Here is a 21,213-nt window from a genome sequence, read left to right as displayed (position 1 = left end):
GGACCGGCCCAGGTAGAGATCGGCCCAAGCAGGGCTCAGCCCGAGGTTCAGGCCGGATCGAGGCTGGCGCGCGGTGCGGATGCGGCCGCCCCCGCTTCCTCGTCGGGCGCCTGCCGGCGCAGCGGGAGCGCCAGGGTGAAGGTGCAGCCCTGGCCGACACCCTCGCTGTGCACCGAGATCGTGCCCCCATGCAAAGCGGTCAGCTCCTTCACCAGTGCCAGGCCCAGGCCGAGGCCGCCCTGGGCGCGGTCGATGCTGGTCGGCCCCTGCACCAGCACGTCGAAGATCACCGGCAGCAGCTCGGGCGCCAGGCCGACGCCGCTGTCGCACACCTCGACCACCACCTGCCCGGCGCCGGCCTGCTCGACCAGCCTGCAGCGCACCGCGATGCTGCCGCCGGCCGGCGTGTACTTGATGGCGTTGTGCAAGAGGTTGTCGACGATCTGTTCCAGGCGGGTGCGGTCGCCGTCGACCCAGGCCGGCGCGAGCGCGACGTCCCACACGTGGTTGCCGGCGTCCACCAGGCGCTTGGCCTCGACGCAGGAACGCAGCACGTCGCCCAGGTTCACGGGGGCGCGCTGCAGCACGATCTTGCCCGACAGGATGCGTTGCACGTCCAGCAGGTCGTCCACGATCCGGGTCAGGTGGCGCATCTGGCGGCGGCTGATCGCGCGCGCATTCGCCGCCTGTTCCGGCTTCACGTTCGGCATGTCGAGCACGCTCATGGCGCCCGAGATCGCGGCCAGCGGGTTGCGCAGTTCGTGGCCGAGCATGGCCAGGAAGCCGTCCTTGGCCTGGCTCTGCGCTTCGGTCACCCGGCGCGCGCGCTGCTCGCTCAACAGGAGCTGCTCGCGTTCGTGCTGCAGCGCCTGGCGCGCCGCGCTTTCGCGCGACAGGGCTTCGCTGGTGTAGTGCAGGCCGTCGAGCAGGGCGTCGACTTCGTCCACCTTGGTCGGGCGCGGCTTGGCGATGGCGCCGCGCGCCAGCGAGTTGGCGACGCTGCCGGCCTGCTGCAAGGCGTTGGACAGCTTGTTGCCGAAGAATACGGCGATCAGCACCGCGATGCCCATCAAGACCAGCAGGGCCAGGGCGGCGTACAGGGCGGCGGTGCGCGCGGCCGACTCGATGTCGGCTACCGGCACGCCGACCACGACCGTCCAACCGCTGGCGGCGGAACGCGTATACACGCCGTAGACTTCCGTGCCCTCGTGCGTCACATGGCGCAGCACGCCGCTGCCGGCGTGCTGCGCCGCGATCCGCATGTCCGGGTGCATCGGCTTGCCGGCCGAGCTGGCGCCGCGATAGTTGCGGGCGATGGTGACGCCGTTCGCGTCGAAAATCCCCACCAGCCAGGACGGGGCGAGGCCGCCGTTGGCGAATACCCGCTCGAAATAGCGGGCGTCGAAGACCTGGCTCACCACGTAGCGTCCGTGCGGGCCGGGCGGCGAGGGCACGTCGATCGCCACCACGCCACGCTTGGAGGTGGGGCCGACAAAATAGCCGGACACGCGCGTCTTGCCACTGCCGAGGACCTGGGCGGCGTAGGGTCGCGGCGTTCCGCGCAAGGGGCTGCCGTAGGGCTTCAGGGTGTTGAAGAGCGGGCGGGTATCGGCGTCCACCAGCAGGGTCCAGGACATCCGGTCGTCCCCGTTCAGGCGGGTGGCCAGACGGTACAGGCGCGGATAGTTTTGTTCGGCCAGGCTTTCCGAGTGCGCAATGGTGCGCAGCAGCGCTTCCTTGACGGCGATCTCGCGGTCCACCAGCAGGGCGGTCGCACGCGCGGTCTCCTGGACCCGGTGGATGCGCGACTCGCGTTCCCAGTCGAGCAACATCGACACCCCGAACCAGAACGCCAGGGCAACCGGGATCAGGATGGCGGCTGCCATCAGGAAGAGGTAGGTGCGGGTTTTCATCCGTGTCGGGTGGCAGCGTGCTGTTCTAAATTGTGTCCTTGCAAATGTTAGAAGCTTAACAGAGTTGCGCCTGAACCGGCTCTTACTGCTGAGCAGGCGCGCGCAGCGGCGCGCCGCCCTTCCAGCCGCGATCGCGTGCGGCGCGTTCCGCGGCGGCGTCCAGCGTGGCGCCGGCGATACGGGCGTCCACGGCGTCGAGCACGGCCAGCGGCAGCGCGCTTCCAGCCTGGCGGTAGCCGCTGGCCTCGACCGGGGTATCCGCCAGCACCGGGATGCGCCAGGCGTCGTCTTCGCGGCAGGCCAGGCCGCTCGATGCGCCCAGCTGGAAGCTGCGGCAATAGCTGCCCTCGCGCGACAGGAAGCTCAGGCCGACCCGCACGTCGCCGGCGGCGCCTTCCTGCGCCAGTTGGCGGTCGAGAGCCCGGGCCAGGCGGCCGCCGGCCGTGAGGGCGCGGTCGCCGGCGCGCGCCAGTTCGCTGTCCGCGCCCGCGCCGCCGAACCAGCCGGCCCCGAGTGCGCCGGCGAGCACGCCGACCGCCAGCGAGGCGGCCATGCCCCCCCCACTGGGGCCATGGCAGGCGCCGCCGTGCCGCTTCCTGTGCCGCTTCCTGAGCCGCTTCTTTTGCGGTCTCCCGCGCCGTTCCCTTTGCACTGCGGACCGCCGCCAGGTCGTGCAACCGGGCGCCCTTGCCGGACCTGGGTCGCCTGCGGCTGGAGCAGCTGTCCGGCCTGCTGGCGCGCCATCCCGACCGCCTCGAGGCCGATCCCTTCGGGAACCCCGCCGTGCGCGGCGAGATCCTGGCCTGGTCCCCGAGCGCGGCCGGGATGCAGGCGGCCGCCGCGGCCGGCCTGGGCATCGATCGCGAACAGGAACAGCCGGAACTCGGCCAGCGGCTGGTGGTGTTCCGGGTGCCTGCCGGCAGGGCGGTGGCCGGCCTGCTGCAGGCCCTGCGCGAAGCCGACCCGGACGGGATCTACGACTTCAACCACATCTACATGGGCAGCGGCAGCGGCGGTGCTGCCGCAGGTCCGCCGGCGAGCGCGCGCGACGCGGCGCCCGCCGGCGCGCAGGCGCTGCGGGTCGGCCTGGTGGACAGCGGGGTCGACCGGTCGCACGCGGTGTTCGAGGACGTCGATATCCGCCAGTGGGGCTGTGGCGGCACGGCCCGGCCGGCGCCGCACGGCACTAGCGTGCCGGCCGTGATGGTCGGCCGCTCCGCGCACTTCAGCGGCGCCGTGCCGGGCGCGGGCCTGTATGCGGCCGACGTCTATTGCGACGACCCGGCCGGCGGCGCGGTCGACAAGATTGCCGCAGCGCTGGCCTGGCTGGCGCGCGAGCAGGTCGGCGTGGTGAACATCAGCCTGGTCGGCCCGCGCAACGCAGCCCTCGGGCGCGCGGTGGAAGCGATGCTGGCGCGCGGCCACCTGCTGGTGGCGGCGGTCGGCAACGACGGACCGGCGGCCCCGCCGCTGTATCCGGCCAGCTATCCGGGCGTGGTCGGCGTGAGCGGCGTCGACCGCCGCGGCCAGCCCTTGCCGGAAGCCGCGCGCGGTCCCCAGGTGATGTTCGCGGCGCCGGGCAGCCAGATGGTGAGCGCGGTGCCCGGCAGCCCGCCTTACCGCCAGGTGCGCGGCACCTCGTATGCGGCACCGATCGTGGCGGCGCTGCTGGCCCGGCACCTGGGCCGGCCGGACCGCGATGCGGCGCGGCGCGCGCTGGCCGCGCTGGTGCGCGACGCCAACACGGCCGAGCCGGGCAAGATCAGCAATGCGACCGGTCACGGCGTGGTTGGTAGCGATGTGCGGATCGACCCTGCGCGCCTGCGCTGAAAAAAATTTTTGCGCTAGTAGAATAAATCTCCGTCGGGCATCGTTTTCCATGTATAGGCAGCGAAACAGGTTCGCGCCACTGACAAGGAGAACACCATGAAAACCAACAAGATCGTTCAACAGATTGCCATCGCGCTGACCCTGGGCGCCAGCGCTTGCGCCCACGCCCAGTTGCTGGGAGGCGGCGGGCTCGGCGGGTCGGTCGGCGGCATGATGCGCAGCGGCGGCCGACTGGATGCGGAGTTCGCGCGCTCGGCGTCGGGCATGGCGGGCCGCGGCGTGGAGCGCGTGCGCGAGGCGCGCCCTGATGCCGACACGCGCGCCGCCGGGCGTGGTCTCACGGTGGCGAGCGCCGGCCTGCCCGGCGCCGCGTCCAGCGCAATGTCGGCCGCAGCGTCGGCCGGGCGGGGCAGTGCCGGTGCGGGCGGCAAGGCAGGCAGATCGCTGCGCTCGGGCGCGGGATTGGCGCGCAGCGGCGCGGCGTCCGTGAGGCAGGGCGCCTCGCGCAGCGGTAGCGCCTCGGCATCAGCCTCGGGTTCCGCGTCCGGCTCGGACGGGGCGCAGAAATCGGCCACGGCACACGGCAGCGCCTCCGCCTCGCTGTCGCTGGGCGGCGGCGCATCGGCCGGCGCAGGCGGCGCCGACTGAATCCGCGTCAGAGAGTCGGGGTGCCGCCCGTCACAGCGATGCGCGCCCCCGAGATGTAGCTGGACTCGCCGTGATCGGCCTGCGGGCTGAGTGCGGACTCGTGTCCCGGAACTTCCTGTTGCTGTTTCGGCTGGTTCATCGCATGCTCCAATCGCTGTCTGCTCAGTGTTGTACATGGCGCGCCAGGGCGCCGGGCTGGCCTTCGTTGGCCGCCGGTTCGTCCGCGCTGCGCAGCGCACGCCCCTCCGGCGCTGCTTGCAGCAGCATCTGCTGGGGACGCGGCGCCGCCGAGATGCCCTGGTCGGCGAACATCTGGAGGATCTCGAGGTTGATGGCCTGCTGGGTGTCCATGAACAGGTCGTAGCTGGCGTCGAGCATGGTGTAGACAATCTCGTACTCGATCCAGTTCTGGTCGACGGTCTTCAGATGCGCGCGGTCAAAGCGCAGCTTTTCCTGCCTGCCCATGATGTCGCGCAGCAGGCCGGGCACCTTGGCCGCCAGCGCAGGCGGGGTGTCCGGGCTGGCGCGCAGGGCGAACACGATCCGTCGCGTGCTCATGCGCTTGTAGTTATAGACCGTCTGGCGCAGCAGCTCGGCGTTGGCGATGACGATCTGTTCGCCGCTCAGGGCGCGCAGGCGCGTGGTCTTCAGGCCGACGTGTTCGACGGTGCCCGAGAATTTGTCGACCGCGACGAAGTCGCCCACCTCGAAAGGCTTGTCCACCGCGATCGACATCGAGGCGAACAGGTCGCCCAGGATGTTCTGGACCGCCAGCGCGACGGCCACGCCGCCAATACCGAGGCTGGCGACGAAGGTCGTGACGTTGATCCCGAGGTTCGACAGCATGGCCAGCATGAACACCACCCAGACCGCGGTCTGGAGCAGCCAGATCACGACCGTATGGGCCACCGTGACCTGGTCGTCGACCGCGGCACGGCCATGGCTCCGGAAATAGCGGCGCGAACCGATCTGGACGGCGCGGTGCAGGAACATCGCGATCTGGATCCCGAGCGTGAAGAACCACAGGTGGCCGAGCCGGGTATTCCAGGGTTCGGGCAGGTCGAGCACCGACAGGCCGATCAGGATCGCGGTGGCCAGGATGGCCAGGGTGCCGGTGCGCGCCAGGGTCTTGCTGAGCACCTGGGCGATGGTGCCGTGCTGGCGGTCTGTGCTGAGCTGGCCGAGGCGGCGGCGGAACAGGATCAGGGCGCCGTGCATCAGCAGGTAGCTGGCGACCGCGGCGCCGACGGCAAACAGGGCGTTCGCCAGGGTGATGTCGAGGGACGAGAAGAAATTGTGAACCTGGGCGTAGAAATTATTCAAACCGGACTCCTTTCAGGCGAGCCGGCGCCGGGCGCGCGTGCCGCAGGAGACGGGTGGGGCAGGCAGCGGTGGCGCTCGGGCGCGTCACCCATGGGGGGCGGCGCCGCAAGCCTGGCGGTATTGCGTGGATGCGTGCGGCGGCGGCCGCCGGACGCGGGGATATTACGGCGTGGCGGCGGTAGCGGAGCGTGCAGCGCGTCGGAACGCCGGCAGCCCGCGCGCGGCTGGCGCCGGGCCGGCGCTGCGAGCGGGCTGCTGGCGCGGCGCCCGCGGCGTGGATCAGTGACGCTTCAGGTGTTCGCGCACGGCTTGCGCGCTCGGCCCGACCTGTTTTACCGCACGCTCGAGCTCTTCCTTGCTCACGCCCAGCGCCTCGGTCCAGTGACGCACTTCCCATTCCTCGTGCACGTTGATGCGGGCGCGGTCCTGTGCGCCGCTATTTTGCAGATTGTCCGCCATGATTTCCTCCTTGGTCACTTTGCTTGCTGCCAGAGTGCCAGCCACAGCCGGGGCGTTCCGTTCGCTGCTTCACCTAAGCAGACGATATCGAACCGGAATCGCCCCGGGGACCGTGCCACTGGCAACTTTTTCAGGTACGCTTGCAATATCAACAGCAATCCTGCACCAGAAGAGGAGACCCGCATGTCCGCACCCTATGAAACCGCCCAGCCCGAGCGCAGCGCCGTCGACGCGATGCCGGGCACCGTGATGCTCGATTTCGGCGCCAACTGGTGCGGCTACTGCCGCGCCGCCGAGCCCCTGATCGACGAAGCACTGGCCGGTAGCCCGTCGGTGCGCCACGTGAAGGTCGAGGATGGGCCGGGACGGCCGCTGGGCCGCTCGTTCCGCATCAAGCTGTGGCCGACCGTGGTGGTGCTCAAGGATGGCCAGGAAGTGGCGCGCGTGGTGCGTCCGGTCGCGAGCGACGAAGTGCGCGTGGCGCTGGCCCAGGCCGGTGCCGCATGAGCGCAGCGGAAGCAAGCGCATCAGCGCCGGCAGCGCCCGCCAACAAGCCGCGCACGGTCTTGTTCGCAAGCCTGATCGGCACCACCATCGAGTTCTACGACTTCTACATCTACGCCACCGCCGCGGTGCTGGTGTTCCCGCGGCTGTTCTTTCCGGCCGCCGACCCGGCCGCCGCCACCCTGCAGTCGCTGGCGACCTTCGCCATCGCCTTCTTCGCGCGGCCGGTCGGCTCGGCCGTGTTCGGCCACTTCGGCGACCGCATCGGGCGCAAGGCCACGTTGGTGGCCGCCTTGCTCACCATGGGCGTTTCCACCGTGCTGATCGGCCTGCTGCCGACCTATGCCAGCATCGGCACGCTGGCGCCGCTGTTGCTGGCCCTGTGCCGCTTCGGCCAGGGACTCGGGCTGGGTGGGGAGTGGGGCGGAGCGGTGCTGCTGGCCACCGAGAACGCGCCGCCGGGCAAGCGCGCCTGGTACGGCATGTTCCCGCAATTGGGCGCGCCGATCGGCTTCTTCCTGTCGGGCGGGACCTTCCTGCTGCTCGACCGGTTCATGTCCGACGCCGATTTCTTCGCCTATGGCTGGCGTATCCCTTTTCTCGCCAGCGCGCTGCTGGTGCTGGTCGGGCTGTACGTGCGCCTCAAGATCACCGAGACGCCGGACTTCCAGAAAGTGCTGGACCGTAACGAACGGGTGAAGGTGCCGGCGCTGGCGGTGCTGAAGGACCATACCCGCGCGCTGGTGCTCGGCACCATTGTCGCGCTGGCGACCTTCGTGGTGTTCTACCTGATGACGGTGTTCGCGCTGAGCTGGGGTACCAGCAAGCTGGGCTTCTCGCGCCAGCAGTTCCTGACCCTGCAGCTGGTGGCCGTGGTGTTCTTCGGCCTGACCATCCCGCCCTCGGCCCTGCTGGCCGACCGCCACGGACGCCGCATGGCGATGATCCTGGTGAGCGCGGCGATCGCCCTGTTCGGACTGCTGTTCGGCCCGCTGTTCGGCGCCGGGACGCTGGCGGCGGTGGGCGGCTTCATGGTGCTCGGCATGTGCCTGGTCGGCTTCACCTACGGACCGCTCGGGACCTTGCTGGCCGAGCTGTTCCCGCCCGAGGTGCGCTATACCGGCGCCTCGCTGACCTTCAACTTCGCCGGCATCCTGGGGGCCTCGCTGGCGCCGTATGTCGCGACCTGGCTGGCCACCAACTACGGCCTGGCCTGGGTCGGCTACTATCTGAGCGCCGCGGCGCTGCTGAGCCTGCTCGCCTTGCTGATGGTGGGCGGGGCGCGGCCACAGGCGCCGCTCCCGGCGGCCTCGCGCTGAAGGCGTGCTGCTTGATGTAAATACTGCTTGCAAATATGCATACGCTTGACCCAGAATGCATGTGTAAATATGCATTGAGGAAACCATGCAGCAGGCACATATCGAGCAGATCGCAGCCCTCGAACGCGAGGCGCTGCAAGCCGGCAGCCGCGGCGACGGACGCCGCGCGGCCCAGCTATGGGAAAGCATCCTGGCGCGTGCGCCCGGCCATGCGCGCGCCCTGCGCGCGCTGTCGCACCAGGCCTTCCAGGCCGGCGACCTGGCACGTGCGCGCGCCCTGTTCGAGCGCCTGGTCGCGGCGGACGGGCGCGAGCTCCAGCCATGGCTGAACCTGGCCGTGGTCTGCCTGGCGATGGGCGACGAGGCCGCCGAAGAGGCGGCCATCCGCGGCGCGCTCACCGTCGATCCCTACGACTTGGTGGCCCTGGTGCTGCGCAGCCGCCTGTGCATCCGCCAGGGCCGGCGCCAGGAAGCCGCCAGCGCCTGCGCCGCGGTGGCGGCGGTCAGCCCTCCGCTGGACAGCCTGGCGCCGGACCTGCAGCCGGCGGTGCGCGAGGCGCTGGCCTGGCACCAGGAGCACCTGCACAGTTTCGGCGGCTTCCTCGACGACTTCCTCGCACCTTGCCTGCGCGAGCTCGGCGGAGAGGAAGGCAAGCGGGAGCTGCAGCGCTTCCGCGATTCGCTCGACGTGATGCTCGGCCGTAAGCGCCGCTACGACCCGCAGCCGCAATTCTTCCATTATCAGGGGCTGGCGCCGGTGACCTTCTTCGAACGCGAAGATTTTCCCTGGCTCGACGCGTTCGAAGCCTCGACCGAGGTGGTCCGCGCCGAGTTCCTCGCCGTGCTGGCGCAGGAGCAGGGCTTCACGCCCTATATCGATTATTCGGAAGACCAGCCGCTGGCGCAGTGGGCGGAACTCAACAAGTCGCTGAACTGGAGCGCCTTCCGCCTGATCGACAACGGCGCGCCGGTGGAAGCGAACGCGGCGCGCTGCCCGCGCACCATGGACTTGCTGGCAGGGGCGCCCCAGCCGGACCAGCCCGGCCGCACGCCGAGCGCGATGTTCTCGGTCCTGAAGCCGCACACGCGGATCCCGCCGCACACCGGGGTGAGCAACGTGCGCCTGGTGACGCACCTGCCGCTGATCGTGCCGCCCGGCTGCGGCTTCCGGGTCGGGAACGATACCCGCGCCTGGGAAGTGGGCAAGGCCTGGGTGTTCGACGACACCATCGAGCACGAGGCCTGGAACGACAGCGAGGCCTTGCGCGTGGTGCTGATCTTCGACATCTGGCACCCACAGCTGTCGCGCGCCGAACGCGCCCTGATCACGGCCATGAGCGCCGGGATGAACGCCTTCAGCCAGGGCGCCGACGGCTACGGTCTCTGATCAGAACGAATAGACCATCGTCAGCGAGGTCTGGGTGTCGGTGTTCTTCTTCCCGGTCGGCACGCTGCTGTCGTTGCGGGCGCTGAAGCCGGCCTTCATCTGCATGGTGGAATTGATCTTGGTGCTGAGCGAGGTCTCGGCCACCGAGTGGGTGTTCGAGGTGCCTTTCTCGACGCTGACCGTCTGGGCGAAATAGGCCGACGGGCTGACGCGCCAGCGGAACTGGGCCGCGCCGCGCACGGTCACGCCGCTTTCGTCCTCGCCGGTGGCGCGTTCGCCCGCGAAGTAGCCCGGACCGACTTCCACGTCGAGCGTCTTGTCTTCGGTATTCAGCCAGCGCGAGCCGTGGCCGACCGCGATCGAGGAATAGCGGGTATACGCGCCGAAGCGGTCGTTGACGTGCGAGCCGAGGATGAAGGCGCGCTTGCCCTCTCCCAGCAGCTTGAGCGAGGCCTTGGCCGAGGCGGCGAAGCGCTCGGCCGACTTGCTGCGCTCGACCTTGCCGTCGTCGTCCTCGTACTCGTCTTCCTTGAAGAAGCCGCTGAGCATGAATTCATGGCGCCAGTTGGCGGTTTCGTGACGGGCGTCGATCTTGCCCGTCACCGAGGTGCCGGTGGTGTTGCCGGAGGTCGTGATGGCGCCGAGTTCGGCCGACGTGAACCAGCCGCCTTCCGGCAGCTCGGCCGGCATCGCCACCGCGATCGGGGCGTGCACGTTGCCGACAGCCGGAAGATCGAGATCGGCCCGTGCTGCCCCATGAACGGCGCCCAAGCCGAGCGCCAACGCAACTGCAGGGAATTTGAAGTGTTTCATAAGCACCGTATTGCCAGCAAGATGCGCGACATTGTAACGCAAAGAAGGCTGAAACCGATGCTTTGAGACACTTTTAAGGCATTTCAATCGTGCGGCGGCCCCGGCCGCCGTCAAGTTCCTGCATCAGGTGCCAATCACCACGATCTTGAAGGTGAACAGGGCGGCAATGACCCAGACCACCGGCGCCACTTCGCGCGCGCGGCCGGTCAGCAGCTTGAGCACGGCGTAGCTGATGAAGCCGAAGGCGATGCCTTCCGCGATCGAGAAGGTGAAGGGCATGGCCAGCGCCGTCACCGCCGCCGGAATGCTTTCGGTGGAATCGCCCCATTCGACCTCGCCCAGGTCGGACAGCATCAGGCAGGCCACGAACAGCAGGGCCGGCGCGGTCGCGTAGGCTGGCACCACGCCGGCCAGCGGCGCGATGAACAGGCAGGCCAGGAACAGCACTGCGACGGTGAGGGCGGTCAGGCCGGTACGGCCTCCGGCCTGCACGCCGGAGGCGCTTTCGAGGTAGGCGGTGGTGCTCGAAGTGCCCAGCACGCTGCCCGCGAGGATGGCGCCGCTGTCGGCCAGCAGGGCCTTGTTCAGGCGGTCAAGCTTGCCTTCGACCAGCAGGCCGGCGCGGCGCGCCACGCCCATCAGGGTGCCGGTGGCGTCGAACAGCTCGACCAGGAAGAACACCAGCACGATGTTCAGGATGCCGGCCGACAGCGCGCCCGGGATGTCGAGCTGGAACAGGGTCGGCGAGATCGAGGGCGGCGCCGAGAAGATGCCGCGGTAGGTGTTCCCGCCGAAGAAGAAGGACAGCACCGTGACCAGCACGATACCGATCAGGATCGCCCCTTTCACGCGCAGGCGGTCGAGCGCCACGATGGCGAAGAAGCCGACGACGGCCATGATCGCTTCCGGCTTGTGCAGGTCGCCGGCCTTGACCAGGGTCGGCTCGCTGGCGACCACGATGCCCGCGTTCTTCAGCGCGATCAGCGCCAGGAACATGCCCAGGCCGACGGTGATGGCGACGCGCATCGATTTCGGAATGCCGTTGACGATCATGCCGCGCAGGCCCAGCAGCGATACCAGGATGAACAGGCAGCCCGAGATGAACACCGCGCCGAGCGCCGCCGGCCAGGCCACGCCCATGCCGAGCACCACGGCGTAGGCGAAATAGGCATTCAGGCCCATCCCGGGGGCCATCGCGATCGGATAGTTCGCATACAGGCCCATCACCGCGGTGCCGAGCGCCGCCACCAGGCAGGTGGCGACGAACACCGATTCCTTGGGCATGCCGGCGTCGCCAAGGATCGAGGGGTTGACGAAGATAATGTAGACCATCGTCAGGAAGGTGGTCAGGCCGGCGACGAGTTCGGTGCGGACGTCGGTGCCGCTTTGGGTGAGCTTGAAGAATCGTTCGAGCATTGCTGCGCTCCATGGTTATTTTGGCTGAAGCATAACACTCCCGGGCCCTCGGGTGGCCCCAAAGGAGGGGACCTAGCCCCTGATTTACCCAAAAATCGCCCCAAAATCACCCTGATTCCCCTTATTTCCCCCTGATTCGCCCTGGTTCGCCCCCGGGCCGCCCGAAAGCGCCCACCCGGGGCCTGCCAATGCGCTAACATGGCGTCTCCATCATCAGCTCACCATGTCATGCCGAAGAATAAGCGCCCGCTGCCCCGTACCTCCAACAATCCGCGCGAGCCGGACAATGCGTCGCTGGCCCAGGAGCTGGCCGACCTGGCCCTTGCCATCGCCGAGCGCGAGGAAGCGCCCGGTTTCGGCGCTGCCTCCGAGCGCGAAGAGGAACTGCTGGCGACGGTGCGAAAGCTGCTGCGCAAGAAGCGCGACGAGGCGCTGTACGAGGCCATCGAAGTGGCGCGCTATACCGACCCGGAAGCCTGCCGCCTGCTGCGCGGCCGCATCGAGGAGGAAGCCGCCACCCTGCGCCTGCGCCGCGAGGATGGCAATCGCGGCAAGGGTGGCGCCGTCGAATACGAGATCGACGCCTTCCTGATCCCGCTCTTCGTGCGCACCCAGGGCGGGCTGCGGGCGGCCGACACCTTCCAGGATGCGCAAGCCTTCGAGACGCTGGCCAACAGCTTCCATCCGGCCGGCCTGGAGAGCGCGGCCGGCAAGATGGTGCTGGTCCAGCACGCCTATGACCTGGCCGAGATCGACCACGTCAGCTACTCGACCCTGCAGGAAATGCTGCGCGAAGCCGCCGCGTCGCTGCTGGAAAAGAGGCTGCAACCGGCGCCGACCATCGAAGCCAGCATCCGCGGCTGGACCGGCGAGCGCTTCGCGCCGGACGAGTCGGCGCTCGAGCTGCGCTTCCTGCTCGGCTTCTCGCTCAAGCGCACCGACGATCCCTTCTATGCGGTGCCGGCCGACGAGGAGGGCGCCGATGCCTGGTACGCCGCGCGCGAGGAGCGCTACCGGGCCTGGACCTTCCAGGTCGCGCCCCTGGTACGGCGCCTGCTGGCCCGCGACCCCGATGCCGTGCACGTCGATTTCCTGTACCAGGACCTGTTCTACGGCGCCAAGGAGCAGGGCGTGAGCGAACTGAGCACCCTCGGCGTGCTGTCCGAAGTGGCGCGCACGCTGGCGGCCAAGGACCTGGAACCGGACCGCGTGCACGCGGCGGTGGCGCCGCTCGACGCCGGCGAGCACATCGTGCTGCGCGTCAACCTGTACGCGCTGGACGGCGGCAGGCCCTGGGGCAGCGTCGAGACCCCGGTCGACCTGGCGGCCGACCTCGGCAGCGAGATGGACAATCTGTGCGATGCACTGCTGTCGCTCGGCCTGGAGGGGGTTTCGGTGGCCGAGGGCTTCAGCGAGGACGGCCACCCCGAGGGCGCCGAGCCCTACCAGCCGGGCTGACACGGCCCGAACCGCGGTCCCGTCCGCCAGCCGGGCGGCGGGCGACCTCCTTTCCTCCCACCTCGGCGGCCGCTTGCGCAGCTGCCCGACGCCGTTCCCGGCAGCTCTTCCCGAACGAAACACGGGCTGTCGCGGGTGCGGCAGGGCTTCCGCACGCCCGTGCACGGTAAAAACCGGGACGACTTTTCGTAGTGGATTTTCTTGTATGGATGTAGGAACTGCCCTACATGAGTACGCTCATCAGTGGGGGCTCTCCTATGGAGGCAGATTGTAACTTTCAGTTTTCCTATTTCCTGTTATAAATATTGCAATGTATAAATGAAAATATTGGAAATTTTGCATGTTACGATAACGGAGTCCGGTGCATGATCGGATCGCCAGTGCGCGCAAAACGCGCCGCGATCGACGCAGCCGGGGACTGGCACAGAGAGAAGAACTGCCAGGCTTGACCAACAAAATAGCGCCACAAAGGCGAAAGGAATTGAATATGCCGACCTTGATCGTGTTTTGCCACCTGCGCTGGGACTTCGTTTTCCAGCGTCCACAGCACCTGATGACCCGTCTGGCGGAACACTACGATATCCTGTTTGTCGAGGAACCGGTGTATAGCGAAGGGCAGGCATACCTGAAGAAGACGGCGGTTGCGCCGAACATCACGGTGTGCCAGCCGCATACCGCAATCCATGCACCAGGCTTCCACGACGACCAGCTCCCGACCCTGCAGACCTTGCTGTGCGACCTCGTGCCGGAAGGCGAGCAGCCGGTGGTCTGGTTCTACACCCCGATGGCGCTGCCCCTGCTGCAGGGCCTGAACCCGTCCAAGATCGTTTACGACTGCATGGACGAACTGGCCATGTTCAAGCATGCGCCGAAACAGCTGCTGCAGCGCGAGAGCGCACTGCTGAACATGGCCGACGTCGTCTTCACCGGCGGCCCCAGCCTGTACCAGTCCAAGCGCGACCGCCACGCCAATGCCCACTGCTTCTCGAGCAGCGTCGACGCCAAGCATTTCCGCCAGGCCCAGGACCGCGCCATCTCGCACCCGGACCAGTCCCACATCCCGCACGCGCGCCTCGGCTTCTACGGCGTGATCGACGAGCGTCTCGACGTCGACCTGGTCTCGGCGCTGGCCGATGCCCATCCGGAATGGCAGATCGTGATGGTCGGCCCGGTGGTCAAGATCGACCCGGCGACCCTGCCGAAGCAAGCGAACGTCCACTACATGGGCCAGCGCACCTACGACCAGCTGCCGCAGTTCCTGGCCGGCTGGGACCTCTGCCTGCTGCCGTTCGCGATGAACGACTCGACCAAGTTCATCTCGCCGACCAAGGTGCTCGAGTACATGGCGGCCGAGCTGCCGGCGGTCTCGACTCCGATCACCGACGTCAAGGTACCCTACGGCGACGTGGTCGCCATCGCGGCCACCCCGGAGGAATTCATCGCCGCCTGCGAGCGCCAGCTGGCCCTGGGCGAGAGCGAGCGCCAGGCCATGGCCAAGCGCATGCGTGAAGTGGTGGCCAACACCTCGTGGGACCTGACCGCGTCGCGCATGCACGAACTGATCGAGAGCGCCGTCCCGGGCCGCCATGCACGCCTGCCGGCCACCCCGGAGGCCGTCAAGGCGATGCCGGTGAAGGCCACCCAGCTGCCGGTCGCGAAGAGCGCCTGACAGGGTAAGCGGCCAGCGCACCGGGAAGCCGGCGGCGCTGGCTGGCGACGGCACGGCGGCGGACCCTTCGGGGTACCGCCGCCGTGTTTTTTTGGGCGCTGTCATCGTTAACTATGGATGACGCCGATGGCGATGCGCAGCAATTGCGCGGCGGACGTAATCCGGTTGCCGTCAGGCCCGATAGGCGGCGCGACCGTCGCTGCACCGAGGTGCACGCATGCGCTTTTCCGGTGATGGAGACCAGCGTTCGACCACGAAACAGCTCGGCAGTTCACACCTCATCCATAGTAAAAGATGACAGCGCCAAAAAAACCGACGGGACGTCCTGGAACGTCCCGCCGGGTGTCGAGAGCTTGTGAGGATCAGGGCATCCGCTTAGCGGTTGCCGCCGCGTCCGCCGCCGTTTCCGCTGTTACCGCTGTTACCGCTCTGCTGGTTGCCGTCGTTCTTGTGGCTCATGCGGCCGGCCTCGCGTGCTTCTTCCGAGGTGAACTCGTGGGCATTGCCCGAAGCGTGAGCGGCACGGCCGCCCTGCGAGGCGATTTCGCGCTGGCGTTGCGGATCCATCGAGGCGAAGCCACGGTTGCCGCTATTGCCGCCGCTCTGGCTGTTGCCGCCGTTGCCGCTTTGCGCGTTACCGCGATTGCCGCCACCCGAAGCGCGTCCGCCTTGCGAGGCGATTTCACGCTGCTTCTGCTGGTCCATGGATGCGAAGCCGCGCTTGCTGTTTCCCTGGTTGTTCGATGCCATGATGATCTCCTTTATCGATGACAGGGTTGGTCGAAGTCCCTCCCGGGCCGGTCCTCCGCGTCCTGCGGGCGACGTGTTCCGGAAGAGGTGAGTCCATCATAGGACGGCGGCCTCGGCGGCGGAATAGGACTGCCCGGCCCATCGGTGTAGGACCGGTCCGGCGCATACCGCCGGGCCCGCCAAAACGCCTTGCTAGTAAGGTCGTCGCGCCGAGAAACACGCCGATCGCCATGCTCCAGTTTTCGAGATCGTTATTTTCCAGCAGATATTCCATCCAGGCACTCCATCGCACAGCGAGAACAAGACGCGACAGTGTGGGGGGCGACCGGCATGCGGCGTGCACAATTGACAGTGGCCTTATCCGGCCAATACATTGGACCAAGGGCAGAACTCCAGCGGCCACGCGAGCGGCGCGCTGTCACCGGACGGACAAGCACGTGGCGAAATACACGGTCTCCTGCGGCACCCTGGTCGTCAATCCGCGGCGCGAGCTGCTGCTGTGCCATGTCACCCACACGCCGAAATGGGATATCCCGAAAGGCATGCGCGACCCTGGCGAGACCGAGCTGGAAGCCGCGATGCGCGAACTGCACGAAGAAACCGGGCTGGCGTTCGCGCCGGCCGCGTTCCGCGAGCTCGGTCCCTTCGCCTACCGGCGCGACAAGCGCCTGCACCTGTTCATGGTGGCGTCCGGAGCGCAACTGGACAGCCTGGCGCAGCTGCGTTGCAGCACCACCTTCCCGCACCGCGTGAGCGGCGTACCGACGCCTGAAATGGACGGCTACCGCTGGGCTGCGCGCACCGAGGTCGGCGGCCTGTGCTGGCCGCGCATGGGCGAGGTGCTGCTGTCGATCGACTGGTGAGTGCGCTGAGCTAGGTCTGTGCCAGCGCCTCTTCGATGGCGGCCGTGGTGGCCGGCTTGGTCAGGTGGCGGTCGAAGCCGGCGCGCGCGGTGCGTTCGCGGTCGGCCTCGCCGCCCCAGCCGGTCAGGGCCACCAGATGCACGCCGGCGTAGCGCGGCTCGCGCCGGATCGCCTCGGCCACTTCATAGCCCGACATGCCCGGCATGCCCAGGTCCAGGAACACCACCTGGGGCTGGAAGCCCGCCATCATGCGCAGCGCCTGGTGACCGTCGTTCGCCACCAGGGCCTCGTGGCCGAGCTGGCCCAGCACGGCCGACAGGGTTTCGGCGGCGTCGCGGTTGTCGTCCACCACCAGCACCCGCCGGGCCTGGGACGGCGCCGCATCGGCGCTGTCCCGGCCGGGGGGCGCCGCCGACGCTTCCTGCGGCGCGGCCAGCGGCAGGCGCACCGTGAACACGCTGCCGGCATTGGCGCCGGCGCTGGCCGCCTGCACGCTGCCGCCGTGCAGCTCGACCAGGCTGCGCACCAGCGACAGTCCGATGCCGAGCCCGCCGGCGGCGTGACGGCGGCCTTCGCCGATCTGGGTGAACATCTTGAACACGTCGTCCAGCCGGTCCGGATCGATGCCGATGCCGTTGTCGGAGACGGCAATGACCGCTTCGCCGCCGTCGCGTTCCGCAGCCAGCACGATGCTGCCCCCGCGCGGGGTATAGCGCGCCGCGTTGTTCAGCAGGTTCGACACCACCTGGGTCAGGCGGGTGGCGTCGGCCTCCAGCATCAGCGTTTCCTGCGGCAGGCGCAGGTCGAGGCGGTGGCGCGCCGCCTCGATCAGCGGCATGCTGGTCTCGGCCGCGGCCGACAGCACGTCGGCCAGGTCGATGCGCTCGCGCTGCAGTGCCACCTGGCCGCGCGTGATGCGCGCCACGTCCAGCAGGTCGTCCACCAGGTGCACCAGGTGGCCCAACTGGCGCTCCATGATCTCGTGGATGCGCGCCACCGCTTGCGGGTCGGCGCCGCCGCGCCGGATGAACTGCAGGCCGCTGCGCAGGGGGGCGAGCGGGTTGCGCAGCTCGTGGGCGAGGGTAGCCAGGAATTCGGTCTTGACCCGGTTCGCTTCCTCCAGGTCGGCCGCCATCCGGCGCAGCGCCTCCTCGCTGCTGCGGCGCTCGGTGACGTCGTTGAACACCACCGCCACGCGATGCTGCTCGGGCGGGCCGATGCGCGCGGCATACACGTCGTACCAGCGGCCCAGTTCGCGCGCCTCCTTGATGGCGCGCACCGGTTCGCCGGTGGCGGCCACCCGCCCGTAGAGCTCGAACCAGTGGCGCTCGATGCCGGGAACGAGCTCGCGCATGCTGCGGCCGACCGCGTTCCCCAGGCCGGTGTGCTTGGCAAAGGCGGGATTGGTTTCCAGGTAGCGGTAGTCGCAGGGCTGTCCGGCCTGGTCGTACAGCACCTCGATCACGCACACGCCTTCGTCGATCGAATCGAACAGGGTGCGGTAACGTTCCTCGCTCAGGCGCAGCTGTTGCTCGGCCTCGAACTGGCGCGAAGCGTCGATGATCACGCCGCGCATGTGCAGCGCCTCGCCGTTCTCCGCGCGCACCACGTTGCCGCGGCCGATGACCCAGCGCCAGCCGCCGCCGCTGCGCCGCACGCGGAAGGTGGCGTCGTAGGGCACGCCGCGCGCCACGGCATCGTCGAGCAGCGCCCGCACCGCGCTCAGGTCGTCGGCGTGGATGGCCTCGAAATAGCGTGCCGCGAGGGCGCCGGCGCGTTCGGCATCCGCCAGGCCGAACAGCGCGCCCATGCGGGCGTCGCAGGTCACCCGGTCGGCCCCGATGTCCCAGGTCCAGACGCCCAGTTCGGCCGCCGAGATGATCGACTCGAGCCGGGCCCGGGCGTCGAACAGGGCCGCTTCGGCACGGCGCCGCTCGGCCGCCGCGCCGAAGGCGTCGATGTAGAAGCGCAGCTTGGTGCGCAGGATAACGGGCGATAGCGGCTCGGTCAGGACGGCGACGGCGCCGGCTTCGTACAACGGCTCGACCGCGAAGGACGCCTGTTCCGGCACGCCGATCGCAAGCACCGGCGTGTGCACCGAGCGTTGCGTGGCCCGGGCCTGGCGAATCGTGGCCGCCAGTCCGGCGGCGTCGCCGGCATAGCCGACCAGCACCACGGCGAAGTCGTGTTCGCGGGCCTGCTCCAGTCCGGCCGCGGCGGTGCGGGCATGCACCACCGCTTCGCCCAGTTCCGCGGCGACGCGCCCCAGCACCGGATCGGGCACCGGACGCTCGCAGATGAACAGCACGCTCGCGTGCCGCGCCGCCGTCAAGGTCTGCTCCCCAGGGGCGCTTGTGGTGTCATGCTTCGATCCTGTTGTGGTATCGGGCACAATCTACGGTTTGGGTGCCTTCCTGTCAATATTTCCAAGTACGCCTCCGGCGTGCTCGCGCCGTGCCTTGGCAATTGCCATTAGTATTTATGTTCGTGTGGCCCCAGGGCCTTGGCAAGGCTAGATAAGGAGTGGAGCATGGACAGCGGAGCAAGCAGCGCGCAATCTGCGGGATACGAGGTCGCCGACATCATGCGCGGCATCTATGGCGACGGCATCATCGGCTGCCGCGGCGCCTTCAGCCGCGAGCTGATCGGGGAACTGCGCGCCGATATCGACATGCTGTTCGACGAGGCGATGGCGCGCGAGGGCGGCGCCCTCAACCGCGGGCCGAACCGCTATTACGTGGAAGTGCACCCGGAGCGCCTGCGCTCCTTCGTCACCATCGCCAGCCATCCCTGGGTGACGGCGGTGTGCAGCGCCGTGCTGGGACCGGAATGGCGCATCGTCGAAGTCGGCTTCGACGTGCCGGGACCGGGCGCGATGCACCAGCCCTGGCACCGCGATTTCGCCTCGCCGCCGGAGACGGTGCAGGGCCGGCGCCTGAGTTCGCTGGCCTTCAACATCACGACCGTCGACGTGACCGAGGACATGGGCCCCTTCGAGATCGCACCGGGGACCCAGTGGGACCTGTTCGAGGGCGACCCGATGTTCCCGGACCAGGCCCTGTATCCGCGCTACGAGGCGCTGGCCCAGCGCAAGCTGCCCAAGGTGGGCGACATCTCGGCGCGCTCGGCCCTGACCATCCACCGCGGCACCGCCAACCGCTCGAACCTGTCGCGCCCGGTACTGGTGGTGGGCGCCGATGCGCCGGACGCGACCAACGCGATCAAGCACGACCTGCAGCTGTCGCGCGCGTTCTACGACAGCCTGCCGGAGGTCGTGCGCCGGCACCTGAATTGCCGTGTGGTCGAGGAGCTCGTGCCGATCCGCCAGGCGCACACGATCGAGGGCCTGAAGATGGGCGTGACGATGGGCGGCTGAAAGAGAACCCGGGAAGCGCTGGCAAGGTGAGGCAGGCCGCCCGCGGCGGCCTGGGTGGCCTTACTCCTTGTCGGGGACGCGCTGCGAGGGAACCGGCGTCCTGAGGGCGTCGGGCACCGCGTCGGCAATGCCGTTCTCGGGCATCTGGCCGACCCGCCGGGCTTCGTCGGAATGCTGGTCGAGGCTGACTTCCTCAGCCACGTCGAAGCGGCCGTCCTCGGCGCCTTCTTCGCCGGGGAGCAGGTTGTCCGAACGCTGGTCCTGGCCGCCGCCGGCGATCGGCTTGTCGGTGGGTTTTGCCGGCTCGTTGTGCGCCTGGGTGTGGGGGGCCATGCTGTCCTCCTGTTGACGGTTTTTCATGGTCCCATTATCGCGCCGCGCGTGCCCGCCGGGCGCACGCTAGTCGCCGCGGTCCTTGCGCGGCAGGTTCTTCTCCACGATCGCCCAGACGATCAGGCCGTAGGCCAGCACCCGGATCAGGTAGTGCAGCGCCGAATCCTCGCCGGCCTCGTTCAGCACCGCCGAATACACGCGGTGCAGGCCCTCGATGAAAAAGGAGAGCGCGAAATACAGGAAGAAGCGGTCGCCGGTATTGCGCCAGAAGCGCAGGAAGAACAGGGCGATCGTGAGCGAGGCCATGGAGATCGCGCCGTACATCATCTGGATCATCGCCTCACTCCTTCTCGTAGATCAGGCCATACAGCAGCAGCAGGCAGGCCACCAGGGCACTGAGTACCCGCAGCGGCATGAAGTCGACATTCGGGAACACGATCTTGTCGAAAATCAGGAACAGGTTATTAAAGGTCATCACCGCAAAGCACAGCCCGCTCCAGAAAAGGAGACGGTAGCGCGTGCGCCGGTAGCTGGCCAGCAGCAGCCAGGTACAGGCCAGTGAGGTCAGCATGCACAGGGTATAGATGAGTTCGCCCATTTACGGATCCTTTCGCAGGCGGAAGGCGTCGGCGAACTGCTGCGCCTTGCGGTCGAGTGTGGAATGGATGAGGTTGGTGACGTCGACCAGGTTGCGGGCGTAGAGCTCGGCCAGGCCGTCGATGCGCTCGCGCAGGGCCTCCGAGGCCGGGGCGTAGCAGTAATTGTGTGCGTCGGGTGCGGGGCAGGGCTCGGCCATGCCGGAACGGCACAGGTCGTCGAGCAGTCCGTGCGCGGTGCGCTCGCTCGTATACAGCCGGCCAGCCAGCATCTCTCCCGACCATTGCTGTCCGGGATTGGCGCGCAGCAGCAGCAACGCTTCCAGGAAGGGCACGGAGGGGATGCTCGTCAGGACAAAACGGCGCAAGTCCTCGGGGATCGGCGATCGGTTCATTCGCTTCGGGTTAGTTCCCAAAAGGAATTTTTTGTTAAGAAAGGCGCAAGTCTATCGCATTCTTGAGGGAAATGGACTTTTCAATCGTGCGCGTCTTGACGCTCTGTTGTTTGACTCTGCTCAAGGGGGACCGGCTACAATGCGGGTTGACGATTCACCCA

At 68.3% G+C, this 21,213-nt stretch carries 22 protein-coding genes; 9 read left to right on the top strand and 13 right to left on the bottom strand.

The genetic code is table 11. The features are described 5' to 3' along the window. Positions 1-47 precede the first annotated feature (47 nt). Together AB3347_RS10045 and AB3347_RS10040 are read right to left on the bottom strand one after the other, a co-directional pair. The gene (locus AB3347_RS10045) at positions 48-1,913 is read right to left on the bottom strand and encodes an ATP-binding protein (RefSeq protein WP_369091650.1); all 1,866 of its coding nucleotides are present in this window, start codon (positions 1,911-1,913) and stop codon (positions 48-50) included. Between the two features lie 82 nt (positions 1,914-1,995). Further along, positions 1,996-2,466 carry a hypothetical protein gene (locus tag AB3347_RS10040; protein ID WP_369091649.1) on the bottom strand — a complete coding sequence of 157 codons (471 nt, stop codon included), beginning with the start codon at positions 2,464-2,466 and terminating at the stop codon, positions 1,996-1,998. Positions 2,467-2,600: 134 nt separating this feature from the next. Between AB3347_RS10040 and AB3347_RS10035 the strand changes: the two genes are divergently transcribed. Beyond that, complete coding sequence (locus AB3347_RS10035) at positions 2,601-3,743, top strand: S8 family serine peptidase (RefSeq protein ID WP_369091648.1); 1,143 nt, start codon at positions 2,601-2,603, stop codon at positions 3,741-3,743. A 96-nt stretch (positions 3,744-3,839) separates the two neighbouring features. Then, entirely contained in the window at positions 3,840-4,391 is a 552-nt protein-coding gene (locus tag AB3347_RS10030) for a hypothetical protein (protein WP_369091647.1), read from the top strand. A 7-nt stretch (positions 4,392-4,398) separates the two neighbouring features. Here the strand turns inward: AB3347_RS10030 and AB3347_RS10025 are convergent, their stop codons facing one another. The 3 genes from AB3347_RS10025 to AB3347_RS10015 all read right to left on the bottom strand — a co-directional run bounded on the left by AB3347_RS10025 (position 4,399) and on the right by AB3347_RS10015 (position 6,173). Then, complete coding sequence (locus AB3347_RS10025) at positions 4,399-4,530, bottom strand: hypothetical protein (protein WP_369091646.1); 132 nt, start codon at positions 4,528-4,530, stop codon at positions 4,399-4,401. A 23-nt stretch (positions 4,531-4,553) separates the two neighbouring features. Further along, positions 4,554-5,714, bottom strand: a complete 1,161-nt coding sequence (locus AB3347_RS10020; protein ID WP_369091645.1) for a mechanosensitive ion channel family protein — start codon at positions 5,712-5,714, stop codon at positions 4,554-4,556. 279 nt (positions 5,715-5,993) lie between these two features. Beyond that, positions 5,994-6,173: a DUF3606 domain-containing protein gene (locus AB3347_RS10015; protein ID WP_369091644.1), complete on the bottom strand. Its 180-nt coding sequence runs from the start codon at positions 6,171-6,173 to the stop codon at positions 5,994-5,996. A gap of 183 nt (positions 6,174-6,356) precedes the next feature. Between AB3347_RS10015 and AB3347_RS10010 the strand changes: the two genes are divergently transcribed. The 3 genes from AB3347_RS10010 to AB3347_RS10000 all read left to right on the top strand — a co-directional run bounded on the left by AB3347_RS10010 (position 6,357) and on the right by AB3347_RS10000 (position 9,383). Continuing rightward, entirely contained in the window at positions 6,357-6,680 is a 324-nt protein-coding gene (locus AB3347_RS10010; protein WP_369091643.1) for a thioredoxin family protein, read from the top strand. Next, complete coding sequence (locus AB3347_RS10005; protein WP_369091642.1) at positions 6,677-7,996, top strand: MFS transporter; 1,320 nt, start codon at positions 6,677-6,679, stop codon at positions 7,994-7,996. Before AB3347_RS10010 ends, AB3347_RS10005 begins: the two co-directional genes overlap by 4 nt. Before the next feature lie 85 nt (positions 7,997-8,081). Further along, positions 8,082-9,383 (top strand): aspartyl/asparaginyl beta-hydroxylase domain-containing protein, encoded by a 1,302-nt coding sequence (locus tag AB3347_RS10000; protein WP_369091641.1) that lies wholly within the window; start codon positions 8,082-8,084, stop codon positions 9,381-9,383. On the opposite strand, the gene AB3347_RS09995 is transcribed toward AB3347_RS10000, so the two are convergent. Together AB3347_RS09995 and AB3347_RS09990 are read right to left on the bottom strand one after the other, a co-directional pair. Next, a complete protein-coding gene (locus tag AB3347_RS09995; RefSeq protein ID WP_369091640.1) occupies positions 9,384-10,196 on the bottom strand; it encodes a YdiY family protein in 813 nt (270 codons plus the stop codon). Positions 10,197-10,319: 123 nt separating this feature from the next. After that, entirely contained in the window at positions 10,320-11,612 is a 1,293-nt protein-coding gene (locus AB3347_RS09990) for an NCS2 family permease (RefSeq protein WP_369091639.1), read from the bottom strand. A 228-nt stretch (positions 11,613-11,840) separates the two neighbouring features. On the opposite strand from AB3347_RS09990, the gene AB3347_RS09985 reads away from it, so the two are divergent. Together AB3347_RS09985 and AB3347_RS09980 are read left to right on the top strand one after the other, a co-directional pair. Next, complete coding sequence (locus AB3347_RS09985) at positions 11,841-13,070, top strand: hypothetical protein (RefSeq protein WP_369091638.1); 1,230 nt, start codon at positions 11,841-11,843, stop codon at positions 13,068-13,070. 487 nt (positions 13,071-13,557) lie between these two features. Then, positions 13,558-14,739 carry a glycosyltransferase gene (locus tag AB3347_RS09980; protein ID WP_369091637.1) on the top strand — a complete coding sequence of 394 codons (1,182 nt, stop codon included), beginning with the start codon at positions 13,558-13,560 and terminating at the stop codon, positions 14,737-14,739. A gap of 375 nt (positions 14,740-15,114) precedes the next feature. On the opposite strand, the gene AB3347_RS09975 is transcribed toward AB3347_RS09980, so the two are convergent. Then, positions 15,115-15,489: a KGG domain-containing protein gene (locus AB3347_RS09975; protein WP_369091636.1), complete on the bottom strand. Its 375-nt coding sequence runs from the start codon at positions 15,487-15,489 to the stop codon at positions 15,115-15,117. A 437-nt stretch (positions 15,490-15,926) separates the two neighbouring features. Here AB3347_RS09975 and AB3347_RS09970 point away from each other — a divergent pair, with 437 nt between their 5' ends. Next, a complete protein-coding gene (locus AB3347_RS09970; protein WP_369091635.1) occupies positions 15,927-16,352 on the top strand; it encodes an NUDIX hydrolase in 426 nt (141 codons plus the stop codon). A gap of 10 nt (positions 16,353-16,362) precedes the next feature. Here the strand turns inward: AB3347_RS09970 and AB3347_RS09965 are convergent, their stop codons facing one another. Further along, positions 16,363-18,684, bottom strand: coding sequence for an ATP-binding protein (locus AB3347_RS09965; protein ID WP_369091634.1), 2,322 nt, complete (start codon positions 18,682-18,684; stop codon positions 16,363-16,365). Positions 18,685-18,882: 198 nt separating this feature from the next. Here AB3347_RS09965 and AB3347_RS09960 point away from each other — a divergent pair, with 198 nt between their 5' ends. Next, complete coding sequence (locus AB3347_RS09960) at positions 18,883-19,728, top strand: phytanoyl-CoA dioxygenase family protein (protein WP_369091633.1); 846 nt, start codon at positions 18,883-18,885, stop codon at positions 19,726-19,728. A gap of 60 nt (positions 19,729-19,788) precedes the next feature. On the opposite strand, the gene AB3347_RS09955 is transcribed toward AB3347_RS09960, so the two are convergent. The 4 genes from AB3347_RS09955 to AB3347_RS09940 form a co-directional block, all read right to left on the bottom strand. Next, entirely contained in the window at positions 19,789-20,061 is a 273-nt protein-coding gene (locus tag AB3347_RS09955; RefSeq protein ID WP_369091632.1) for a hypothetical protein, read from the bottom strand. A gap of 66 nt (positions 20,062-20,127) precedes the next feature. Further along, the gene (locus AB3347_RS09950; protein WP_369091631.1) at positions 20,128-20,397 is read right to left on the bottom strand and encodes a DUF5985 family protein; all 270 of its coding nucleotides are present in this window, start codon (positions 20,395-20,397) and stop codon (positions 20,128-20,130) included. Between the two features lie 4 nt (positions 20,398-20,401). Next, positions 20,402-20,659, bottom strand: coding sequence for a DUF5985 family protein (locus tag AB3347_RS09945; RefSeq protein ID WP_369091630.1), 258 nt, complete (start codon positions 20,657-20,659; stop codon positions 20,402-20,404). Beyond that, complete coding sequence (locus tag AB3347_RS09940; protein ID WP_369091629.1) at positions 20,660-21,052, bottom strand: hypothetical protein; 393 nt, start codon at positions 21,050-21,052, stop codon at positions 20,660-20,662. It abuts the gene before it with no gap. Positions 21,053-21,213: the final 161 nt, after the last annotated feature.

Origin of the sequence: Massilia sp. X63 (genome assembly GCF_041023745.1) — a bacterium.
In the GTDB taxonomy this organism is placed as follows: domain Bacteria; phylum Pseudomonadota; class Gammaproteobacteria; order Burkholderiales; family Burkholderiaceae_D; genus Telluria.
Note: the sequence above shows the minus strand (reverse complement) of the source record. Positions and strands in the feature narration are given on the sequence as shown.